Origin of the sequence: Shewanella psychrophila (genome assembly GCF_002005305.1) — a bacterium.
GTDB classification, from domain to species: Bacteria; Pseudomonadota; Gammaproteobacteria; order Enterobacterales; family Shewanellaceae; genus Shewanella; species Shewanella psychrophila.
In genome coordinates this window covers 4,516,795-4,538,481 of the sequence record NZ_CP014782.1, presented here as the reverse complement: position 1 = coordinate 4,538,481, position 21,687 = coordinate 4,516,795, and the positions used below count along the sequence as shown (strand labels likewise).

At 44.3% G+C, this 21,687-nt stretch carries 20 protein-coding genes and 1 pseudogene; 7 read left to right on the top strand and 14 right to left on the bottom strand.

Features of this window, described 5'->3' with window-relative positions; translation table 11 throughout:
* Positions 1–196 precede the first annotated feature (196 nt).
* The 4 genes from sps_RS19655 to sps_RS19640 all read right to left on the bottom strand — a co-directional run bounded on the left by sps_RS19655 (position 197) and on the right by sps_RS19640 (position 3,952).
* Complete coding sequence (locus tag sps_RS19655; protein WP_077755776.1) at positions 197–580, bottom strand: Rid family detoxifying hydrolase; 384 nt, start codon at positions 578–580, stop codon at positions 197–199.
* 22 nt (positions 581–602) lie between these two features.
* On the bottom strand, positions 603–2,057 hold the full coding sequence (locus sps_RS19650) for a Na+/H+ antiporter NhaC family protein (protein WP_077754050.1): 1,455 nt from the start codon (positions 2,055–2,057) through the stop codon (positions 603–605).
* 26 nt (positions 2,058–2,083) lie between these two features.
* Entirely contained in the window at positions 2,084–3,103 is a 1,020-nt protein-coding gene (locus sps_RS19645) for a D-cysteine desulfhydrase family protein (protein ID WP_077754049.1), read from the bottom strand.
* A gap of 111 nt (positions 3,104–3,214) precedes the next feature.
* Positions 3,215–3,952 carry a sulfite exporter TauE/SafE family protein gene (locus sps_RS19640; RefSeq protein ID WP_077755775.1) on the bottom strand — a complete coding sequence of 246 codons (738 nt, stop codon included), beginning with the start codon at positions 3,950–3,952 and terminating at the stop codon, positions 3,215–3,217.
* 262 nt (positions 3,953–4,214) lie between these two features.
* On the opposite strand from sps_RS19640, the gene sps_RS19635 reads away from it, so the two are divergent.
* A complete protein-coding gene (locus tag sps_RS19635; protein ID WP_077752481.1) occupies positions 4,215–5,132 on the top strand; it encodes an IS5 family transposase in 918 nt (305 codons plus the stop codon).
* 185 nt (positions 5,133–5,317) lie between these two features.
* Here sps_RS19635 and sps_RS19630 read toward each other — a convergent pair whose 3' ends face one another.
* Positions 5,318–6,025 (bottom strand): response regulator transcription factor, encoded by a 708-nt coding sequence (locus sps_RS19630; protein ID WP_077754048.1) that lies wholly within the window; start codon positions 6,023–6,025, stop codon positions 5,318–5,320.
* Between the two features lie 450 nt (positions 6,026–6,475).
* The gene (locus sps_RS19625) at positions 6,476–6,868 is read right to left on the bottom strand and encodes an Hpt domain-containing protein (RefSeq protein ID WP_077754047.1); all 393 of its coding nucleotides are present in this window, start codon (positions 6,866–6,868) and stop codon (positions 6,476–6,478) included.
* 1,068 nt (positions 6,869–7,936) lie between these two features.
* Here sps_RS19625 and sps_RS19620 point away from each other — a divergent pair.
* Genes sps_RS19620 through sps_RS19600 form a run of 5 tightly spaced genes read left to right on the top strand, consistent with a single transcriptional unit; the run spans position 7,937 to position 13,881 of the window.
* Complete coding sequence (locus sps_RS19620; RefSeq protein ID WP_077754046.1) at positions 7,937–8,413, top strand: hypothetical protein; 477 nt, start codon at positions 7,937–7,939, stop codon at positions 8,411–8,413.
* Positions 8,410–11,208 (top strand): TcfC E-set like domain-containing protein, encoded by a 2,799-nt coding sequence (locus sps_RS19615; RefSeq protein ID WP_077754045.1) that lies wholly within the window; start codon positions 8,410–8,412, stop codon positions 11,206–11,208. Before sps_RS19620 ends, sps_RS19615 begins: the two co-directional genes overlap by 4 nt.
* Entirely contained in the window at positions 11,201–11,932 is a 732-nt protein-coding gene (locus tag sps_RS19610) for a fimbrial biogenesis chaperone (protein ID WP_077754044.1), read from the top strand. The genes sps_RS19615 and sps_RS19610 overlap by 8 nt, the downstream gene beginning before the upstream one ends.
* On the top strand, positions 11,919–12,938 hold the full coding sequence (locus sps_RS19605) for a hypothetical protein (RefSeq protein WP_077754043.1): 1,020 nt from the start codon (positions 11,919–11,921) through the stop codon (positions 12,936–12,938). The genes sps_RS19610 and sps_RS19605 overlap by 14 nt, the downstream gene beginning before the upstream one ends.
* Position 12,939: 1 nt before the next feature.
* Complete coding sequence (locus tag sps_RS19600; RefSeq protein ID WP_077754042.1) at positions 12,940–13,881, top strand: porin family protein; 942 nt, start codon at positions 12,940–12,942, stop codon at positions 13,879–13,881.
* Between the two features lie 225 nt (positions 13,882–14,106).
* On the opposite strand, the gene sps_RS19595 is transcribed toward sps_RS19600, so the two are convergent.
* The 7 genes from sps_RS19595 to sps_RS19560 all read right to left on the bottom strand — a co-directional run bounded on the left by sps_RS19595 (position 14,107) and on the right by sps_RS19560 (position 19,699).
* Complete coding sequence (locus sps_RS19595; protein ID WP_077754041.1) at positions 14,107–14,427, bottom strand: hypothetical protein; 321 nt, start codon at positions 14,425–14,427, stop codon at positions 14,107–14,109.
* A gap of 665 nt (positions 14,428–15,092) precedes the next feature.
* Complete coding sequence (locus sps_RS19585; RefSeq protein ID WP_077754039.1) at positions 15,093–15,524, bottom strand: hypothetical protein; 432 nt, start codon at positions 15,522–15,524, stop codon at positions 15,093–15,095.
* A gap of 335 nt (positions 15,525–15,859) precedes the next feature.
* Positions 15,860–16,396 (bottom strand): hypothetical protein, encoded by a 537-nt coding sequence (locus sps_RS19580; protein ID WP_077754038.1) that lies wholly within the window; start codon positions 16,394–16,396, stop codon positions 15,860–15,862.
* 304 nt (positions 16,397–16,700) lie between these two features.
* On the bottom strand, positions 16,701–17,240 hold the full coding sequence (locus sps_RS19575; RefSeq protein ID WP_077754037.1) for a hypothetical protein: 540 nt from the start codon (positions 17,238–17,240) through the stop codon (positions 16,701–16,703).
* A gap of 250 nt (positions 17,241–17,490) precedes the next feature.
* Entirely contained in the window at positions 17,491–18,024 is a 534-nt protein-coding gene (locus sps_RS19570) for a hypothetical protein (protein WP_077754036.1), read from the bottom strand.
* A gap of 252 nt (positions 18,025–18,276) precedes the next feature.
* A complete protein-coding gene (locus sps_RS19565; protein WP_149027312.1) occupies positions 18,277–18,816 on the bottom strand; it encodes a hypothetical protein in 540 nt (179 codons plus the stop codon).
* Positions 18,817–19,171: 355 nt separating this feature from the next.
* Complete coding sequence (locus sps_RS19560; protein WP_077754034.1) at positions 19,172–19,699, bottom strand: hypothetical protein; 528 nt, start codon at positions 19,697–19,699, stop codon at positions 19,172–19,174.
* A 269-nt stretch (positions 19,700–19,968) separates the two neighbouring features.
* On the opposite strand from sps_RS19560, the pseudogene sps_RS28950 reads away from it, so the two are divergent.
* Positions 19,969–20,622 (top strand): annotated as a pseudogene (locus sps_RS28950) (transposase); the annotation flags it as partial.
* 429 nt (positions 20,623–21,051) lie between these two features.
* Here the strand turns inward: sps_RS28950 and sps_RS19550 are convergent.
* On the bottom strand, positions 21,052–21,588 hold the full coding sequence (locus sps_RS19550) for a hypothetical protein (RefSeq protein WP_077754033.1): 537 nt from the start codon (positions 21,586–21,588) through the stop codon (positions 21,052–21,054).
* Positions 21,589–21,687: the final 99 nt, after the last annotated feature.

Here is a 21,687-nt window from a genome sequence, read left to right as displayed (position 1 = left end):
GCAAAGGGCAAAGCCCTTTATGCTACGTTGAATGTTCTCGATATACGAAAGCATGGATGCAGGAGGTAGAGCAACGCAGGAGCTTGTTGCCGAGAATAACTATTAGCTTCAAACATTCGCCTTGCCTACAGCGCTTTGAACTCCCGCTGAATGATCAGATACTTACTCGGAATGGTATTACATGTTGAACAGATCGCTAGTTTCCTGCCATGGCCTCGATTTCAACTAAGGCATCTTTTGGTAAGCGAGCCACTTCCACACAAGAGCGAGCAGGATAAGGCGCATCGTGTGTATCGAAGAACTCCTGATAAGCCTGGTTCACTAAGGCAAAATCATTAAGATCTTTTACAAATACCGTTGTTTTAAAGATATTTGCAACATTCAGTCCTGATTCTTCTATTACGGCTTTAACATTGGCCAGGGACTGGCGGGTCTGAGCGGCGACCTCTTCGGGCATACTCCCAGTGGCTGGATCTATAGGCAGTTGCCCTGACGTTATCACAAAAGCGTCAGTGACTACACCTTGTACGTAGGGGCCTATAGCTGCTGGGGCTAACTCTGTGTTTAATCTGCGTGTCATACTCATTTCCTTTTTCCTTCAATTATGTACTAGCTTCTGATTTTGAATTTACTGTGTTGAGGTTGTCATCATTGACCTCTTCAATTGCCACTGTTTTACGTTGCCAGCCGGTGAGGATCGAAAACATAAACACCAGAAACAGTGCCCAAGGGTAGGGAGCGACAAAACTAATGGCGGCCGAAGGGACGGGGAGGTTTGAATTCAACGCTGCGGTCTCTATCGAGGAATACCACACCATGACGGCTAGGCACCAAGGCATCATATAGAAGATTGAACATACCGCTGCTGACATCAAGTTACTGCGACGTTCAGGACTCACTCCCTGCTTTTCTCCTATAGGGCGAACGATTGTCGGTCCAACAAGGAGTTGCGATGGCGCGTTAGCGCTAACTAATAGTGAAGAAGCTGCAGTAGAGAAGAAGATGATCAACTCACTCTTTATGACACTGTCGCCTAAATTTTTCATGATGAATTTTAGTATGCAGTCCATTAAGCCCGAGTCCATGAAAATTCTGATGATCCCCAGCAGCAGCAATACAAACATCACCGCGCCTGTCACACCGCTAATGGCTGATTCAATCAAACCACTGCTATCGCCGCGGGTGGCGGGAATATGGAATAGATCTGAAATATCGTATCTCCCCAAAGATACCCCGACCACCATAGCTGTGATGATGCCGTAACCTAAGGCTTCAATGAGGTGACGCCCCTTCAATGCTGTGATGATGACCACGGCAACCGCGATTAACATCAGTAAATTACTTGGCTCAAGGCCATCGAGATCTATGGTGTTCACATCTAACGCATTTTCGCCACTTGCGCCAAAGATAATGAATATGCCGAGTGAGATAATGCCTGCGGTGACGGCCAGTGGAAATCGCTCCTTAACGGTTTGCCCCAGATCGGCATTTTGAGTCGCACAGCCTACAATCGTCACATCCGATATCGGTGCGACATTGTCACCAAATACGGCGCCGGATAAGAGGGCTAATGCCGCCCAAACTGGATCGGCGCCTAACATGACAGCGGCAGGAAATAAGATGGGGGCTAGGGCTAAATTAGCCCCGTTTGAAGAACCTGTACCTGAGGCAAATATCGCGGTGGAGAAAAATACCACCACCAGAAATACACTGCCATGAATACCGGTAGATAACCCAAACCATAAGATGCCATCGACTAAACCACCGGCTTTCATCAACGCCCCGAGCACGGCGGCAAACATCCAAGCCGTAATGACGACAACTCCGGTTTTGTTGGCAATTCCTGCGAGAATCGATTGGCAATAATCGCCTTTATTCTTTACCAGCAACAGACCGAGTAAAATCGCAATAAATCCTGGAGCCCAAGCGCCTTTAGGGCCTCCCATGCCGTAGGCTGTGAGGATAAGCATCAAGGTGACCATGGCAAATAGGGGAATGATCCCGCCTATCTTGCCAACATAAAATTCAAGTTTAGGGAATTGATTATGTGTAGACATAGTTTTTCCTCTTCTTTTTTTGGTGGCTATTTACCGGCAACAAGTTCGGGGTAGCCGAACAGGGAGGGAGTCCCGCCGGTATGGAGGAACACGATATTGTCGTTATCGTTAAACTTACCGTCTTTAATCATGCCGAGCATTCCTGCCATTGCCTTACCCGTATAGGTAGGATCTAGCAATATGCCTTCTTCGAAAGCCGTGGTGTGAATGGCATCGACAACCTCGCTCGATGGTAGACCGTAACCAGGAGCAAGCACCCAATCAGCACACATCACCATACCTGGGGTTAACTTAGTTTCGTCTATGCCCAAAAGAGTGAGTACCTTGCGTGTTTTTATTTCGACGCGTTCAGTTTGAGCAATCCCATCACGACGTACACAGAAGCCATAAACTGGGATATTCATGTCCAAGGCGATTAAGCCTGCTAACACGCCAGCGTGAGTGTTGGCCGATCCTGAACCTAAAATGATAGCGTCTATCTGAGTTTTACTTTCGCTGGCTTGATGACAGAGCTCCTCTATACATTCCACGTACCCTAGGGAGCCCCATGGTGTCTTATCCGTGGCACTGAGGGGGATCACATAAGGATTATATCCTTGTACTTTTAGTTCTTCTGCCCGGTCATACATGGCTTTATCTGCGCCGAGTTCATCTTCACCTACATCAAAATTGTGTATTACTGCGCCCATAAGCTTATTCAGGTATGGGTTGCCGCTTTCTGAATACTCTTTAGCGTGAGTATCGACTCTGTGTTCCAGCTGCACTTCTACGTGCCAGCCCATCTTTCGAGCGGCAGCCACAGTTTGACGAACATGGTTAGACTGTACCGCTCCGGTAGTAAGTAGGGCATCGGCATTTTGATCCATGGCATGGCCGACATAATATTCCAACTGGCGAACCTTATTACCGCCAAAAGCTAGGCCTGTGGCATCATCTCGTTTGATATATAAGTTCGGACCCTTAAACTTCTTGGTCATGTTGGGCATCAATTCAAATGGAGTGGGTAGGTGAGCCAAATGTGCCTTGGTAAACTTGCTAGTTATCATATTTCCAACCTCTTTTTTTGAGTTTTCTTTATTGAGTTAATGTGTATTTTAGCGTTTGTTTTTAGAACGTTTTTCTAGAATTAGTCACTTGCTGGAAGGGAATAGCCTCTATTACAAGGTGGCTAAGATGTTTATTCCGCTTGCGACGAGTACGAATAAAGTAATGTTCTTGAATAATTTTGGATTGATAAATTTTGATATGTACTCGCCGAAGAAAAGGCCGGCAAATACCATAGGCAATAGCATGAGGGATGACTCCCAGGTTTGAGTCTTTATGCCTACAAATGAGAATTGCAGAATAAGCGACACAGAATAAGAAACGGTGGAAGTGGTGATAACAGTCGCCCGGATGGCATTTTTATCGAGTTCACATTGGGTTAAATAGCTCACAACCGCAGGCCCAGGCATAGCCAAGGCACTGGCCATGGTGCCAGAAATGGTGCCAACAAAAGCACATAGCTTTTGGTTCATTGGTAGGAACATGGCTTCGTCATTACGGTTACGAAATCGCTCTATTAAATTTTGAACTGCCATCAATAGGATAAGAATGGCCACGGCAAATTTTAATGTGTCAATATCCGCCAAGTAGAAGAGCATTACGCCTATCGGGTAACCGATGAAACAGCCTATAATCAGTTGTTTTACTAAGAACTTAGGGGCGAGAGAGCGAACCTTTAGCCAGTGGATCACCGACATGGCCAAGGTGAGAATAATGACAATCTGCACAGCGGCAGTCGATTTTAATAAGATCAAGAAAGCCGATACAGCCACGATGCCAAAGCCAAACCCTGTAGCGGCTTGTAGGCTAGCTGCGATAAAAGTAACAAATAGAAGTAGTAATATACTCATAAGATATAAATCATTAATAACGTTAATGTCTATATTCAATAACATCACCGTTTATGACAAATCATTATTCTTTTTGCGGGTATACATTAATGTTATGCAGTCAATAAATGTTTGATTTATTGTATTTAGCGAGCTCTAGTCATAGGGGTTATGTTTTTAGAGTATCCGCTAGGTATTAAATGTGGCCTTGTTTCCTAAATCGATTGAACCTTTTGCAGCTTATGTGATCTGATCTTCCAATGTGGTTATTGGAAACATCAAGATGGGTAAAGCTAAGCGTAAAATGACCAATTGGTCTCAGTACAATAAGGCATTGATTAATCGAGGGTCCTTGACCTTTTGGATTGATGAGCACGCCATTAGCTCTTGGTGTTGCTCTGAACATCACGGCCGCCGTGGCCGTGGGTATATTTACTCTGATGTTGCTATTGAAACTGCATTGGTTGTTAAAGGTGTATTCAACTTATCACTGAGAGCACTAGAAGGTTTCACTACCTCGGTTTTCCAGCTTATGGATGTGCCACTAACCTCACCAAGCTATAGCTGCATTAGCAAACGTGCCAAGACCGTAAATATCAAATATCGCTCACCGAGTCGTGGCTCTGTGGCACATGTAGTGATTGATTCAACGGGCCTCAAAGTTTACGGCGAGGGAGAATGGAAGACTCGAAAGCATGGTAAAGAAAAGCGTCGTACCTGGCGTAAGTTACACCTCGCAGTAGATGCGAATACGCATGAAGTCGTAGCAGCAGAAGTCACTCTGGTTAACGTTGCTGATAATGAAGTGTTACCCACATTAATCAAGCCGTTAAGAAGACAAATTAAACAAGTTTCTGCTGATGGAGCATACGACACCAAAGCGTGTCACAAACTACTTCAGCGTAAAGGTTGCAAACCAACTATCCCACCAAGAAGCAGTGCTGGGTTTTGGGAGGATGGGCATCCTCGAAACGAGGCAGTGAGAGCCCTCAAAAATAATGAGTTAGCGCAATGGAAGAAGGAAAATGACTATCACTTACGGTCGCTATCTGAAACAGCAATGTACCGATATAAGCAACTAATTAGTCCGAAACTTAGCCTACGAGATTATAATGCTCAAGTAGGTGAAGCGCTGGCAGGTGTAAAGGCAATGAACAAAGTCATAAGACTAGGAATGCCAGTTAGGAAACAGCCTGCCTAGTTAGCTCAAACCCTTGGAGTAGCTGCATCTATAGCGAGGATTTGATCAACAACGCCATTAAATGTAAGAATGTAAAAGATTTAAATGAAGTGTTTAAAGTGATTGGTAATATCTAGCTAAACATCCATGTTTTTATGGTTTAATATTTAATGTATAGACAATGGTTTAGCAAGTTTAATAACTTGCTATGCAGCTTTGAAATTACTCTCCACTAAGCTATATCCTTTTCCTCGAAGTGTCTTAATTGCTGACTCTGGGATATTAGCCTGGCGTAATTTTTTTCTGATCCTACATACTATTAAGTCGATACTTCGGCTCCAACCATCATGGGAGTATCCATTTAATATAAAAGATAACTCATCCCTATTGACCAAAGTATTTTTATGTAGCATTAAAAAGCTTAATAGTGTGCTCTCTTTCTTTTGCAGTTCAATCAACATATCTCCTATCTGACATTGATTCAATTCGGAATTAAGACGAATATTATTGATCTCTATCAAAGGAGTTAATGCCTCTGTATCCTTGGTCGCACTCTTTTCAATCAAGCGGACGACTCTGGAGTGCAGCACCTTCATCCCCCGCTGTTTGTTGACATAGTCGTCACCGCCTATCTCTATTGCTTTAATTTCCATATTTTCTGTGGATATTGAGGTGTAAAAGACAATGGGGCAAGGGTGAATGTTTTTTAGTGTATTGAAGATGGAGACCCCAGAGTCTGACGGTAATTGAATATCGAGAATGATCAAGTCCGGGCGTTTTTCCGTGGCATACATATAGGCGCCGCCGGTGTCATAGGCTTGATGTACAATGAAACCCTTACGTTCGAAAAATGTTTTAATTAGACGTGAGGTAAATAGATCGTCCTCAACTATCAGCAAAGTCTTAGTGTTCATTGAATAAATTCCTTCAAAGCTATTTTATTGTCTCAATTGTTATCTCGTTTGCCATTCTGTTCCGATAGACTATTTACTGAGGCTATCAAAAAATTGCAATCACAATTGAGGCTATTGGTTAAGGCTAGCTAACCAAGCATCAGATTTATTTGAAGTTTGACGTAGGTATCGCTTTTAAGGTAGTAAAGAAATGTGAAATATGCCAGGCAAAACAAAACCCTTAAGATACAATTGGTTGCGGTTGTTATTCGCGATCCTATTATCTGATTTATAAGATTTTATAGAGGCATTAGACGTATTTTAACCTAGATAGGCTTGAAACTAGCGTGGGGAAATTTGTGACACTGGCGGTAAATGGTGTTGTGATGCTTCAATTCAGTATGTTGTTTTTAGCCTTGGCTTAATATACTAGCCAAGGCTGTCTTACTTGCTATATTGTCTAATGTGAGTCTAGTGGCAATGTTGCCTAATGAGAGTCGAAACTTCACTCACTTGACTGTGGATATTATCAAAGGTGGCTCGGTCTAATGAGGCTGTTTTGTTGATAAATTGCTTTTCTAACGAATGCAAATAATGACTCTGGAGATCAAAACCTAACAGGGCAAGACTGCCGGTGAGTCTATGCAGTATCTCTTCGGTAAACTGTAAGTCTTGCTTATTCGATTTAACATGGGAATCGTCACAAATTAACGCTTTCAATAAGTTTATCTGAGTATCTATATACTCCTCATATTGAGCACATATCTCTATTGCAAATTGTAGATCCCGGTCACAAACATCATTCCAGAATCGCGTTAATTCCTCGGGTATTTCGGGTATTTCGGGTTTTTCAGGTATTTGCATTAGTTAATTACCATATGAAATTGTTCTTGAAATATCCCTTCTGTAAAGAAACGATTTTCTAAATTATAGAATATAAAAGTCAGCTATTAACTAAAACAATTATAAACTTTTCAGTAAAATAATAGTCAGTCAAATGTAACCCATTCAATAATAATGCGCTTCATTATGAGATTAATCTAGTACATATGAACACATGTACTTATCTATTATGTACCCCTAAAGTAACATGTGAGTAAGTTTACGTTGGTTAAAGGTATAAAAGAAGAAACAGTGTGCTCAATTCTTCAGTAGCAAAGCTATCAAGACAAGTAGGTGCTTCCTGCATATAAGTCCTATCGAAACTACTGAATACATGAATGAAACATTGCTATTGGCTATCGGTTTATAATTTAAATATAGCTCATGTCTCAAGGCATTGTTGCGGTTCACGACGCCACTCATATGGTTACCAGTACCATATGGGCCTTGACATAATCTCGAGGGCTTTCATTTCTTCCCTGCCACAGTGCAGTGACTATTTCAGGTTTGATTAAAGGTAAGACTCGAATCGTGGAGAACTGATTAAAGCTGATTGACGAAGAACTTGCCACTTACATAAGTGTAGGGCAAAAATGTCGATTTTCAGTCGACTCCTCTCTAAAACAGATGGTTTGTTAGCAATTTCACTCTTAAGTTAAATTGATAACTTTGTTCGAAACTCACTTGCGTTCTCATCCTATCTATAGCAGTGAAGCCAAGGCGCCAGAAAAACAAGAGTGCAAGATACATTCATGGAACAAACGGTTTTTATTAACAGTATATTATCTAAAACACAATGAAACTTAAGGCCAAAAGGGGGAGGAGTGTAGTCAGTTTTAACACTTACAAAAATGCCTTCACTGGTAAGATTATTGATTTTAAATAGAAAGATAATTGCGCAGTTTACTTAACTATTTAGTTATTAAATTAGGTAAGGGTTTTAATTATTTAAACTTTTTATAGTCGGTTTTATTTTGAGCTAGAAGTCAATGATCTGGTTTCTTAGTTAGTTTGCATGAATTTTGTCAAGTTCAAGAGGTCGTAATTTATATGTACGCAATATTAATAGTTTGCTCTTTTGTCTTCTTTTCGGCCTCGGCAAGTGCTGGGCTCGACCCCATAACAAAAGAAGTTAATGTGTCTGTCATTATTGAGAAAGAGAGTCATTCATCAGAGCTATCAATCGAAGGAGATAGCACTTCATACTTTGCTTCTTATGATGCAAATAGTCAAAGTTTTAGCAATCTGGATATAGGCTTTACTATTTCCAGCCCAATGAGTACCGACGATTACGTGATTGAGCTAATGGAGTCAGAACACTTGTGTAATGGCTCTCCATTAACTGTCGAAACCTTACTTGATGATGCTTCTTTCGGTGTTGAAGATGTGAGTCCTTCTATGTCTTTTGAGTCTGGTCTGAGCACTCGTCACCATAAATTCACACTTGTTTTTCCAGAACTAACACAAATCGCTAGTCAGCAGGAATGTAGTGGAAGTCTGAACGTCTTTGCGAGGTTGGCAATATGAAGCATCTAAACGCCCGTTTATTGATTGCGCTGCCATTGGCACTCAGTAGTGTTGCCAGTGCCTTAGCACAGACGGATTATTTTCCCGGTGAGTTCTCTGATTTTTTCGATGAGACCCCGCAACAAATCAACGTAACTGTTGTAGGGTCTGGTGACGGTACTCTCATTAAGGGCCTAGCCAGTTATGAAGTTTTTAGGGTTAATGCAGATAGCAACGCCTACAATGAGCTGAAAAGTTATTTGTTAGAGAGTCAGATAACCCCCGCTGCAGTTGACGGCATTCTTAAGCAGTTGGTCGCTGGGGTTACTACAGATGACGCCTGTACGGGAAAATTAGCCCGTTGTCTGGTCTCGCCACAAGTTAACAGTGCAGGTTATGTGTTTGATTTTGATTACGGACAGCTGCGGATTTTTGTGCCGTCTACGTCGGTGAAAGCCGAAAAGACAGAAGTTGAGTATCAGAGCGCTTTTAGTGAGAGTAATGCACTCATTAACTCGGCTCGCCTCTATGGTTATACCGATTTCGATGGCCAAAATAGTGGCTCCATGTCCAACTACACCACAATCGGTTTGCCTCTTGGTTATCTCACTTTCGATACTCAATATAAAACCCCAGGTAATGAGTTTGATCTTTATACCGGTCTTTATACTGTCGATTTCGCCGGAAATACTCTGCAGGTGGGCCGTAGTCGCTATAACCTGTCGTTTAACTCTACAGACCTTTTTAATACTGGTGCCAGAATGAATTTGGATGGAGCCTTTATCGGTTCCAGTAGAAATCTGATTAAGGGGAGCCCCGAGAGCCATCAGCGTATTTATTACTATGCGCCTCAGCTAGGTCAACTAGAGGTTTACCGTGGCGACCGGCTGATTTTGAGCCAAGTTGTAAGTGAGGGACAACAGTTTCTGAGTTATGAAAATCTGCCGAAGGGGGTGTATGAAATTACTATTATCCTCAAAGTTTCTGGCAGTACAGTGCTTACAGAGCGCCGTCAGGTTGTGAACAATAATCAATTTTCAATCCCAGTGGGTGAATTTGATTATGTCTTTGGTGCGGGGCGTTTGGGGGATTATGACTTAGGGGATGGGCCCATCAGCGTAGATTCCTTAATGGCTGATTACAACAATTATGATCGTAACATCGTCAAGGCAAGTAGCACCTACAGATTTACCGAAGCGTTACTCTTTGGTGGCTCGGCAACCATAGGAACCGATGAACAATATCTGCAGCTAGGTGGTAGTTATAACTTCAGCGAACAGCTGAGTTTCGATTTCGTTCATGGTAGCTTTTTAAATGCTGAAGACTTCTATCAACGAGGCAGTTTGTCATATTCAGGGATGTTTATGGATTATCGTCGTTATGAGTATGATGCGCAAAACACCGAATATCGCATGTCCAGTCACCTTTATGGCCTGCGCAGTTTCGAAGATATTGGCGTCGGCATTTCGGGTCAGCTTATTGGGGCTAATGCCTACCTGCGGGCTTCATATTATACCTCTAATGACGTGGTTAAAGTGTCAAGCGCAGTGATAGAAACACAGTCTGACTCTTGGTCCCTGTCCGGAGGCTTAACTAAAAGCTTTGATCTGGGTACCTTGAATGTTAATGCTAGCTATAAAGATAATGGCTCTATTGATGACGATTCTCGCATATCTCTAAGCTGGACCATGCCGTTCGGAGACAGCGGCATCTCAGCCCAGAGTAGTGTGTATGTTAATCAGGATGGTTTCGATCGCAATGTTAACTACCTCAGGGGCGATTTTAAAGGTGATCATTGGCGCAGTAATGTCTCCGCTGGTGCTCAAGTTTTTTCTGATAATACTGTCATGGGGGACTTGTCGGCAACCGCGTCAACAGATACCGATTATTTCACCGCCAACAGTTACGGCTACACCAATGATAGAGGCGAGAAGACATTGACTGGTGGTTTTAGTAGCACTCAAGTCTTGTCGTCTAATGGGCTGTCGTTCACTAGAGATAATTCACGCAGTTATGCTCATGTTGTTGCCTCGACACAAGATGAAGATTTTTCTCCAAAGCTAAAGCTTGGCCTGAGTAAAGACGGACGCTATAGCCGAAGGGTGAACGTATCAGACAGTGCGTCTCTGTTGGCATTACAAGAGTATTCGGCATTTGATTTTGATTTCGATGCATCAGGTCAAAATGTTGAACTTAAGCGTAATCGTGTTCACAAATTTACCTATCCGGGCACAGTTTTTAATGTTGCTGCGGCCGTGACTGAGTTAGCAAGCCAAATATTGGTGCTGGATGACATTTTTGGTAATCCCATATCCTCAGTGCAGTGTTTGGGAGATGCTTGTATAAGTGCTGAGCCTCTGTCTGATGATGGTGTGTTCAGGGTCAATTATCATAAGAATGCCGATTTCCGCTTGCTCTCACGTAAAGGACTTTGTATCTACGAAGGCAAAGCTAATGACGCTAAGAGAAAAGTTCTCAAAGGTTTCTGTTTGCCTGGACTGGAGCAAGATGGCCGAGATAAGTGGGATAAATCCTCCCACCTGTTACAGGGGGATAGCAAAGAGGAAACATTAGTCTATTTGGGACAGTTTACCTTAGGTAAAGATGCTGAAAACATCATTGCGCGTCTTAACAATCAAAACATTGCATTTACCAGCGTTAGTGTCGCCGGGAAGCAGTACATTTATGTGACAGACATTCACTTAACATCAGAAAAACGTCAGCTGCTACAAGAGCTTGACGCTTATGTATTAATTAAAGACAGCGAATTGGACTTGCTTACTCTTTTAGACAATCAGGAAGGTAACGATGCCTAATATCAAACATATTTTAACTGCCGTTTTTGGCCTATTTATCAGTATACAAACAGCCGAAGCGATTCAGATTGACTCCATGTTTCGTGTTGCCGATGCAAACAGTGAAGGTGTATTTACCGTCACTAATACAGACGATAAGAAGTTATTTCTCAATATAGGCATTACTGAACTGACCATGGTCGATGGTGAGATCGTCAAAACACCCTATACCAGAGACAATATCGAGCAATGGGCACTCACAGTGCGACCTGCACGTTCAATGATAAAGCCGGGGTTTGAGAAAGACTTTACGCTATCACTCAACTGTTTGCCGGACTGTGCCAGCGACACCGACCGTGTATTTCAGCTTGCCGTGGTACCGACGCCCTATTTTGACAAAGGCCAACGGCCCGATAATGCCATGCAAATGGCCATAGGTTTCGCTCCTATTTTTGTCGTTCCGGCTAAGTCCGATAAGCTCAATTATTCAACTCGCTATGTGGATAATCAGCTCGAGGTTTATAACAAGGGCAACACTTTTCTGAATGTCAGTGTCAGTGCCTGTAAAGATGATTTTAATGATACTTGTAACAAAGATATAAAAGTGTTGGCTGGTCGCCGTTTCATCATGGAGCTTAAGCCTGAGATGAATAATGGGAGTCTTGAATTAAATGTCAGCACCACAGATAAAAAATTAAAAGACACCCGTGTAGTGATCAGGGAAGCCAACAATGAAAAAGGTTAATCTGCTGTTAATGAGTCTGCTGCTTGTGGGATCTAACGCTTGGTCTTCGACCGTGAATTTAGATTTCACTGCTGGGGTGGCTCGTTGGGACAATGCTACCGTCATTTCTGGTGGTGACTTGGTGCCTTCTAACTGGACCCAAACCCCGGGGTTAACACCTACTGATAAATGGATACCCGGAACATTCGCCTCTCCGCCACCAACCAGCATAGTGATGAGCCTTGGTGGAACGGACATCAATTTGCCAATACATTTCAGTGGCTTTGAATACAATACAGGGTCTGCGGCGGCGTCCTTAGGGGCCAGTGTGTCTGGTTCCTGCGGCACTAGCGAATGGAATCCGCCCATAGCCAGTATTCAAGGCGAATCGAATTGTCTTTTTACTAATACATTAACCACGTCTGCCTTGGTGAGCCCTTATGCCTCTATCCGGCCGATATTTAGTATCACTGATGCCGACTTAACTCGGTTTTTTGATCTGCAACCTAAAGGTATTTACCATGGCAGTGTGTCATTGAGTCAGTTCTACAAGTATTACCTTGGCGAAAATATGACGCAGTTCACCGACAGTCAGGCCTTTGAATTGGTGATAGATCATACACCAACCTATCTGACATCGGTTACTCTGAGCGGTGATTCGGCTATGGCAACAGTGTATGGCAGCAGTACTAACGATGTGTCAGCCAAGACAAGTTTCGACGTAACAGCAACAGGCTATTTCAGTAATGGCATCAATGTGAATTTAAAAGCCTCCCGGGGTAGAGATTATGAACTTATTGGTCCGTCCCAAGCAAAGATCCCCTATACAATAAAATGCACTGAGTGTAGCAATGTACTTCTGGTTGAAAATGGCACCGTCAAGAACCCGAGTTCGAAAGTGTCTGGCGCTGACGTGAATTCTATCAATTTCAAGATAGATGTGGAGTTTGGACCGGTTGATCTAGACCCGCTCACGGTTGGCAGTTATAGCGATACATTTACCCTAATTTTTGAACCGGATGTATAATATGAATAATAGCTTAGCAGCACTGCTGCTTGTGAGTTTGGGTGGGCTCGCATCTCAGGCGTTAGCCCAGAATGATATGAGCTCAAATGACAGCGGTCCAGCTCAGCAGGTTCGTGGCTGGTTTATCGAAGGCACTGCTGGCCTAGGTCTAAGTAAAGAAGCTGAAGAGAGCAATCTGTATTGGCGCGCCGGTACCGGCTACCGTCTCAATCAGTATCTAGATTTAGGCGTAGCCGTGAGTAGTTTACATGACGGTGTGGCCAATTCTGAGGCTGTCGAAGCCTTTATGCGACCAAAGTTTTCCTTAGGGGAAGGCTATGCTTTGTACTCTGAGCTGGGTTATCGCGATGAAGGAGATGGTCTGTTTGCTGGGTTAGGTGTTAAGTATCAGGTGACCCCATCCTGGGAAGTGAACTTAGGTTATCGCTGGTATCAACAGCCAATAAGTGAAGCGCGCGGCGACAGTTATACTTTAGCCATAGGCGTGCAATACTTGTTTGGTCAGTCAAAAAAGTACCAGCATGTGTCTAACTATGACTTCTCTGATGAGCCAGTTCCTATCGTGACTCAGCCTGCTGCCGTCGTTAAGGCTCCAGTCGTGGCTTTGCCATTGGTTTCAGCTGAAACGTGCAGAACCACCATAGCCATGTCTGATTTGGATAATATCGGTCAGGTGTATGAGCCTAATAACTGTCATTTAGCGAAGAGGTTTAATGACTATCAAGGCTGTAAATCTGTGTTAAATGCGCAAGGGGCAGCAGACTTAAATGCGGCGAATCTTGAGACTCATGTGATTGTAAAGGGGGCTTGGTTAACTCTCATTGCTCATGAACACTGCATAACACTCGATGCTTTGACTGAGCTCAACCCTTGGATTAAAACCAGAATAGATAACAACAAGTACATTTATCCGAAAGAGAAGCTAAACCTACCTGTTAAATAAAGTTTCAATATTAAGATTATGTCTAGCTTATATCTAGCTTGCAGTAAAACCGGTCAATGACGTCAGTTATTGGCCGGTTTTTTATTGCCTGATTTTTATTTTGTGACTTTTACCTGATTTATAGCGCTAGTCTAATACCAAGCTGTATAAGTCTGTTTCCGCTCTTATTTATATATGAATTAATTAAGGGTTATAATCATCGACTTATAAATAATTTATGTGTATTCATATTTTGGGTTCAATGATCAACTTATAGGTTTTGGCACTTGCGTGGTAGCCAACTAGCGTAAACCTATCCTTATCAATCCCCTGCTCTAAACTTGTCATTATGTGTCTGGTGATTTCGGCCTGATTTTTACTGGTGATAAATCTAGTGTCTAGGTTTAATCCTTTTTGCCAAGCTTGCTCCGTGATATCTAGGGGTTTTGAATGCCATTCATCAGCCATTGGAACCTTACCGGTCCATTGAAAAACAACTTGCTTACTGTTATCGCCCTGTGCCACCGCGATAAAAAAAACGGCTATTAGTAGAATAATATTTTTCATAGTTCACCCATAAGTTATTCGTTTAATTCAACATTACTTGTCGCTATCGATCTATTTATAATTCATAAACAAAATTTTAGATACGCTTAAGATACATAAATATGGTGGCATTTATTTGACGAGTATGTATTTTCTTTTTCTTGTTGGTGGCTTAGTGTGATTATTTATTTTTTTAATTGTTCCAGCTTTTAAAAAAAGGGAGAGCGGAGGAAGTGGGGGCAATCGTTCAGGTTTTTCTATCTTGCTGCGCAAAAAAAACTGGCGGGAATAGATGTGACCGCTGTTGTGGGTTGCACTGCAGGGCGTTGTCGAAGAACGAAGTTAGTGCCGAGGATGGTGTGTCGAAGCCTGAGATCTGCGTAGAAGATAGTGTCGGTGGGCCTAAATACAATGAATTCAGCGGAGGACAGGGTCATAAGCTGATGCAAAAAATAGGGGGGGGGATGTTTCCTGCGGGTATCCTTTTTTGGGTGGGTTGCCTTTGGTTTGTTGGGTTGCGGTTATAGGTGGTCGTAAAGGCAAAGTATAGAGGTGAAGTTGCGGTGGTTGTTGATTTTTCAACTGTGAGCTCTTGGTTGTCAGTTGAAAGGCGGGCCCAATTAGTCGAGCTCCACCTTGGGTTTGGGTTTGGGTTTGAATCCAGGTCTTAACCTGGATTTCGGTCGCTAGATAGCTTGGTCGGTAATGGGCATGGTTGCCTGGAACGCGTATTCATCACCGTAAGTGAATGGGTGATTTCCGGTCAAGCTAAGGGTGGTTGATGTGATTGCTGCTGTTGTGGTTTTTGTGCCTAGCTGTAAAGGTGCGCCGTCAGCTGTCAGTTCTGCGGTGCTGAGGCTCTGCCCACTGACGTCACGAGTAGTTGAGAGGTAGGTGTATGTGAAATTGGTCATGGTGTAGTAGTAATCAACATGGTCTTCACTGGCGTCATCGGTAACCACGTCGAAAGAAAGTGGGCTGGCTGAGGTGATATCGAAGTAACCAATAGCTGAGGTGTAGTCTGCAGTTTTTGTTAAGGAGAACACGCCCGCGTCGAGCGCGGCGCCGCTACCTGTGGCTATGATTTTAATCCTCGCGCCTGCGCTTGCTGCAGGCACGGTACCTGCCTAAGCAGGGTCTTGAGTGGCGCCTTCGGTCATGATGTTCGCCGATAACGTGACTGGCGCGCTGATGGTTGTAATTTTAAATAGGTTTCCCATCTTCATTCCTTAATGATTATTTAACTTGGTCCACCCTGGAGTTGAATTTTGCCTGATGTTTGTGGTGTTTAGTGTTTTCTGCGGGTTTCCGCTTTTTTTTGGGCTTTTGGTTTATTGGCTTGCGGGTGGTAAGTCGAGGGGTGGCGGTTTGCGGTAGGGGTGGGAGTGTAATTACGGGCGGGCTCAGTTAGCTGAGCCCGCCTTGGGTTTGAATTTAAGTGTAGGTTGGAGGGTTAGATGGCCTGGTCGGTAATGAGCATGGTTGCCTGGAACACGTACTCTTCATCGTAAGTGAAAAGTTTATTTCCGGTCAAGCTAAGAGTGGTTGATGTGGTTGCTGCTGTTGTGGTTTTTTTGTCTTGCTGTAAAGGTGCGCCGTCAGCCGTCAGGTCTACGCTGCTGAAGAAGCCGTCGCCGGAGACGGGGTAAGTGTTTGAGCTGTTGGTGTATGTGAAGTTGGTCATAGTGTAGTAATAATCGACATGGTCTTCACTGGCGTCATCGGTAACCACGTCAAAAGACAATGTGCTGGCCGAGGTGATATCGAAGTAACCAGTAGCTGAGTTGCGGTCTGCAGTTTTTGTTAGGGTGAATTGGCCCGCGTCGAGCGCGGTGCTGCTACCTGTGGCTATGATTTTAATCCCCGCGCCTGCGCTTGCTGCGGGTACGGTACCTGTCCAGGTAAAGTCTTGGTTGGCATCTTCTGCCATGGCATTCGCCGATAACGCAACTAGCGCGCTGATGGTTGCGATTTTAAATAGGTTTTTCATTTTTAATCCTAAGTGATAAGTGATAAGTGATAAGTGATAAGTGATAAGTGATAAGTGATAAGTGATAAGTGATAGTTTTATTAACGCATTCTAAATGCAATCCTTATTATGCCGAGGCTATGAGAGGGGCATGTTTCCTGAGGGTTTCTACTTTCGAGAGCTTGGCTTTTGGTTTATTGGATTGCGGGTGGTAAAGCAAAGGGTGTGGCAGTTTGCGGTGGGGGTTGAGTATAATTAAAGGCGGGCTCAATTAGTCGAGCCCCGCCTTGGATTTTAACTTAGGTCTTAACCTAAGCTTTGAGCGCTAGATGGCTTGGTCGGTAATGAGTAAGGTTGCTCGGAATGTGAACTCTGTACCATAAGCATATTGACTGCTGACCCCCTTTTGGGTAAGGGTGAGGTTGGTCAATGTGGTTGCTGCTGTCGTGGTTTTTATATCTTTCTGTAGAGGGATGCCGTTAGCGGTCAATGATGACCTGTTGTTCGCGTTAAAAAAATTACTTGGGTTATGCGAAGAGACGGCTAGGAAGTTGGTCAGGGTGTAGTAGTAATCGACATGCTCTTCGCTGGCATCATCTCTAACCACGTCGAAAGAAAGTGTGTTGGCCGAGGTTATAGCGAACATCCCGGCTGAACCTGTGTCATCTGAGACTTTTGTGAGGGTGAACTCGCCCGCGTCGAATGCGGCGCCGCTACCTGCGCTTATGATTTTAATCCCAGTGCCTGCGCCTGCTGCGGGTACGGTGCCTGTCCAGGTAAAGTCTTGGTTAGCATCTTCAGCCATGGTGTTTGCCGATAACATGACTAGCGCGCTGATGGTTGCGATTTTAAATATGTTTTTCATTTTTAATCCTAAGTGATAAGTGATGGTTTTGTTAATGCATCCTAAAATCTAATGTTTATTATTTTAAGGCTGTGGGGGGGGGTATGTTTCCTGCGGGTATTTTTTCGAAAGGTTACTTTTTGTCTGTTGGATTGCGGGTGGTAAAGCAAAGGATGTGGCAGTTTGCGGTGGGAGTATAATTAAAGGCGGAACTCGATTCGTCGAGCCTCGCCTTGGATTTGAATTTAGGTCTTAACCCGGATTTTGAGCGCTAGATAGCTTGATCGGTAATGAGCATGGTTGCTATGATCATGGCATTATCGCCGTAAAAGTAGAGGGCGCCTCCGGACACGGTGAGGTCGGTCGCTGCAGTTGCTGCAGTTGTGGTTTTTTTATCTTTCAGTAAAGGGATGCCATTAGCCGCCAGGTCTATGTCGCCGTAGATGGTGCCGTCTACATTTCTGAATGCCCCTGTACTGCCTACTTGAAGTTGGGTTAAGGTGAAGTAATAATCGACATGGTCCTCGCTAGCATCATCGGTAACCACATCGAAAGACAGTGTGCTGGCTGTGACTATATCGAAATAGCCCTTCAGCGTGTTGTAACCTCCCGCTTTGACTAGGGTGAAATTACCTGCGTCGATTGTGGCGCCGCTGGTGAGGTCTTTAATTTTAATCCCTGTGCCTGCGTTTGCTGCTGGTACAGTACCTGTCCAGGTAAAGTCTTGGTTGGCTTCTTCCGCCGTGGCGTTCGCCGATAGCATGACTAATGCGCTGATGGTTGCGATTTTAAATATGTTTTTCATTTTTAATCCTAAGCGATAAGTGATGGTTTTGTTAATATATCCTAAATCTAATGTTTATCATGCCAGTGTTAGACGCTCTGTGTGTTTCTTGGGGGGGGTCCGTTTTCGAGGGGGTGGCTTTGGGTTTATTGGGTTGCGAGTGGTAAAGCAAAGGGTGTGGCAGTTTGCGGTGGGAGTATGATTAAAGGCGGGGCTCGATTCGTCGAGCTCTGCCTTGGGTTTGAATTTAGGTCTTAACCTAGATTTCGAGCGTTAGATAGCCTGGTCGGTGATCAGCATGGTTGCGGTGATTGCGTACTCATCACCGTATACAAATGCACCATTTCCGGTCAGGGTGAGGATGGTCGACGCGGTTGCTGCTGTTGTGGTTTTTGTGTCGAGCTGTAGAGGGGTGCCGTCAGCTGTTAGGTCTATAGTCTCGAGGGTCCCCTTAGGCGCGTAAAAAGTGAAGCCTCTGTAGGTGTATGAGAAACTGGTCATGGTGTAGTAGTAATCAACATGGTCCTCGCTAGCATCATCGGTAACCACGTCAAAAGAAAGTAGGCTGGCCGAGCTTATGTCAAACTTCCCGGCTTCCGCGTCGTAATCTCCCGTCTTGGTCAGACTGAATATGCCCGCGTCGAGTGCGGTGCCGCTACCTGTGGCTATGATTTTAATCCCTGCGCCTGCGCCTGCGCTTGCTGCTGGTACGGTACCTGTCCAGGTAAAGTCTTGGCTGGCGTCTTCCGCCATGGCGTTTGCCGATAACATCACTAGCGCGCTGATGGTTGCGATTTTAAATATGTTTTTCATTTTTAATCCTAAGTGATAAGTGATAAGTGATAAGTGATAAGTGATAAGTGATAAGTGATAAGTGATAGTTTTTTGATGCATCTTAAATTTGAACATTTATTATGCCTAGGTTATGAGAGGGGTATGTTTCCTGTTAGTTTCTACTTTCTAGGTGCTACTTTCTAGTCTGTTGGCTTGCGGTTATAGGTGGCAACAAAGGCAAAAAAATAGGCTGGATAGCGGTGGCTGCTGTTGATGTTTTTAGTGGTGATTTCTCGAGTGATGAGTTTTTTTTGGGGGGGGGGCGAAAGGCAGGGCTCGATTCGTCGAGCTCTGCCTTGGGTTTGAATTTAGGTCTTAACCTAGACTTTGAGTGCTAGATAGCCTGGTCGGTAATTAACATGGTTACCTGGTATGAGTACTGTTGACCGTAGTAGTAAGGGCCGGTGCCGCTGGTCAGTGTCAGGTCAGTCGGCGCGGACGCTGCTGCGCTTTTTACATCTAGCTGCAAGGGGAGGCCGTTAGCTGTCGGTGTTATCTTAAACATGACCGGAGAAGTACCTATCTCCCCCCTTTTGAACGAAATGTTTGTCATGGTGTAGTAATAATCGACATGGTCTTCGTTAGCGTCATCGGTAACCACGTCGAAAGACAGTGTGTTGGCTGAAGCTATCTCGAAATACCCTACCTCAGGGCTGCTGTGTTCTGCTGTCTTGGTCAGGGTGAACGCGCCGGCGTCGAACGTGGTGCCGCTGGTGAGGTCTTTGATTTTAATCCCTGTGCCTGCATCTGCTGCTGGCACTGTACCTGTCCAGGTAAAGTCTTGGTTGGCATCTTCTGCCATGGCATTCGCCGATAACGCAACTAGCGCGCTGATGGTTGCGATTTTAAATAGGTTTTTCATCTTCATTCCTTAATGATTTTTTAATTGGGTCCACCCTGGAGTTGAAGAATACCTGTCGCTTGTGGTTTTTTTGTTTCTTGAGGGTTTCTGTTTTCGCGGGGTGGGGTTTGGTTTATTAGGATACGAGTTACGACTGGTAAGAAAAGGTAAGGAAAAGACGGGGTGATTAACGGTGCCACACATGTTAGTTGGCGTATGCAGGCTTGTTTAACTAAGCTTTAGGTGTTGAGTTGTGGTGAGAGGTTGCTATGCCCCGTTCAAGGTGAAGTTTGGTGAGTTTAGAAGACACTCCAGTATATCATTGCTGTTCGCGCGTGATAAGACGCGCTTTTCTCTGCGGTGATGATAAATTTTCCGGAAAGAACTGTGACCATAGGCGTGGCTGGGCTGGGCTGAAGCTCAGTTACTGAAGCTGTCAGAGGTGTTTTCTATTGATATAGTAGCCTATGCAGTGATGTCTAACTATGTGCATGTTGTGTTGAGTGTTGATATCTACCAAGCCAATATGCTGTCGGACAAGGAGGTTGTAGAGCGCTGGCACCGGTTGTTTAAAGGGACTGATATCACGCAAAAGTTTGTTAAAGGTGAAATCATAGAGAGTGTTGAAATTGCACAGTTAAAACATTCGATAGCCGACTACAGATGCAGACTCGGTGACATCAGCTGACTCTTGCCAATAAAGAGTTGAGGGCGCTGAATGAGCCTATCGCGCGTAGGGCCAATAGAGAGGATAATTGTACAGGACGATTCTGGGAAGGGCGTTGCACCTACTTGTTTTATAAAGAGCCAAGCATTACTAGATGAAGCTGCGATATTGGCCTGTATGACTTATGTTGACCATTATTTCATGGATAGATAGGCCTATTTGGGTGCAAATAGCTAAAGCAGCCGAAACGTCAGATTTCACCAGCATCAAGAGAAGGCGGCACTACAGTCGATCATGCCTGCATTTATTAGCTAGCTAATTACCCTTACATTCCTATTCAAAGTAATCTAATCCCATTTCTAAGTGGATTAGATTCTGCTGCCTTGATATCCGGTTGAGCAAGGGGTTTCAGTAGTGATTCTAGTTAAACTTAAATTCCCCCTTCAAAATCAGTATTTTTAAGGCTAAGGCAGTCGAATTGACATAATGCGTTCACCTAGTTGCTTGGTGATTTTATATCATGGGTGGCACGGTTAAGTGTGAGGGTTTCTGCTTTCGAGGGGGTGGCTTCTGGTTTATTGAATTGTGGGTGGTAAGGTAAAGGAGCCTGGTAGTTTGCGGTGGGAGTTGGGTGTTATTAAAGGCGGGCTCAATTCGTGGGCTCCGCCTTGGATTTGAATTTAGGTTTTAGTCTGGATTTAGGGCGCTAGATAGCCTGGTCAGTGATTAGCAGTGTGGCTTGAATTGTGTATTCATCACCATACAAATACTCCCTTTCACCCGCGTTGGCCAGGGTGAGGTTGGTCGGCGCGGTTGCTGGTGTCGTGGTTTTCATACCTTCCTGCAGGGGGGTGCCGTTAGCAGTCAGCGATGCATTGAAGGTCGCATCATAAAGAGTGCCTGCCCGGCCTGACCTGTGGGCTAGGTAGCTGGTCAGGGTGTAATAGTAATCGACATGGTCTTCGTTAGCGTCATCGGTAACCACATCAAAGGAAAGTGTGCTGGCTGAGGTTATGTTGAATATCCCGATATCTGCGGTACGGTCTGTGACTTTTGTTAGGGTGAACGTGCCCGCGTCGAATGTAGCGCCGCTGCTGAGGTCTTTGATTTTAATTCCGCCGGTTGCATCTGCTGCTGGCACTGTACCTGTCCAGGTAAAGTCTTGAGTGGCATCTTCAGCCATGGCATTAGCCGATAGCATAACTAGCGCGCTGATGGTTGCGATTTTAAATATGTTTTTCATTTTTAATCCTGATTGATAAGTGGTGGCTTTATTGATACATCCTGAGCGTGATATTTATTATATTAAAGCTATGGGGGGGGGGGGGATGTTTCCTGCGGG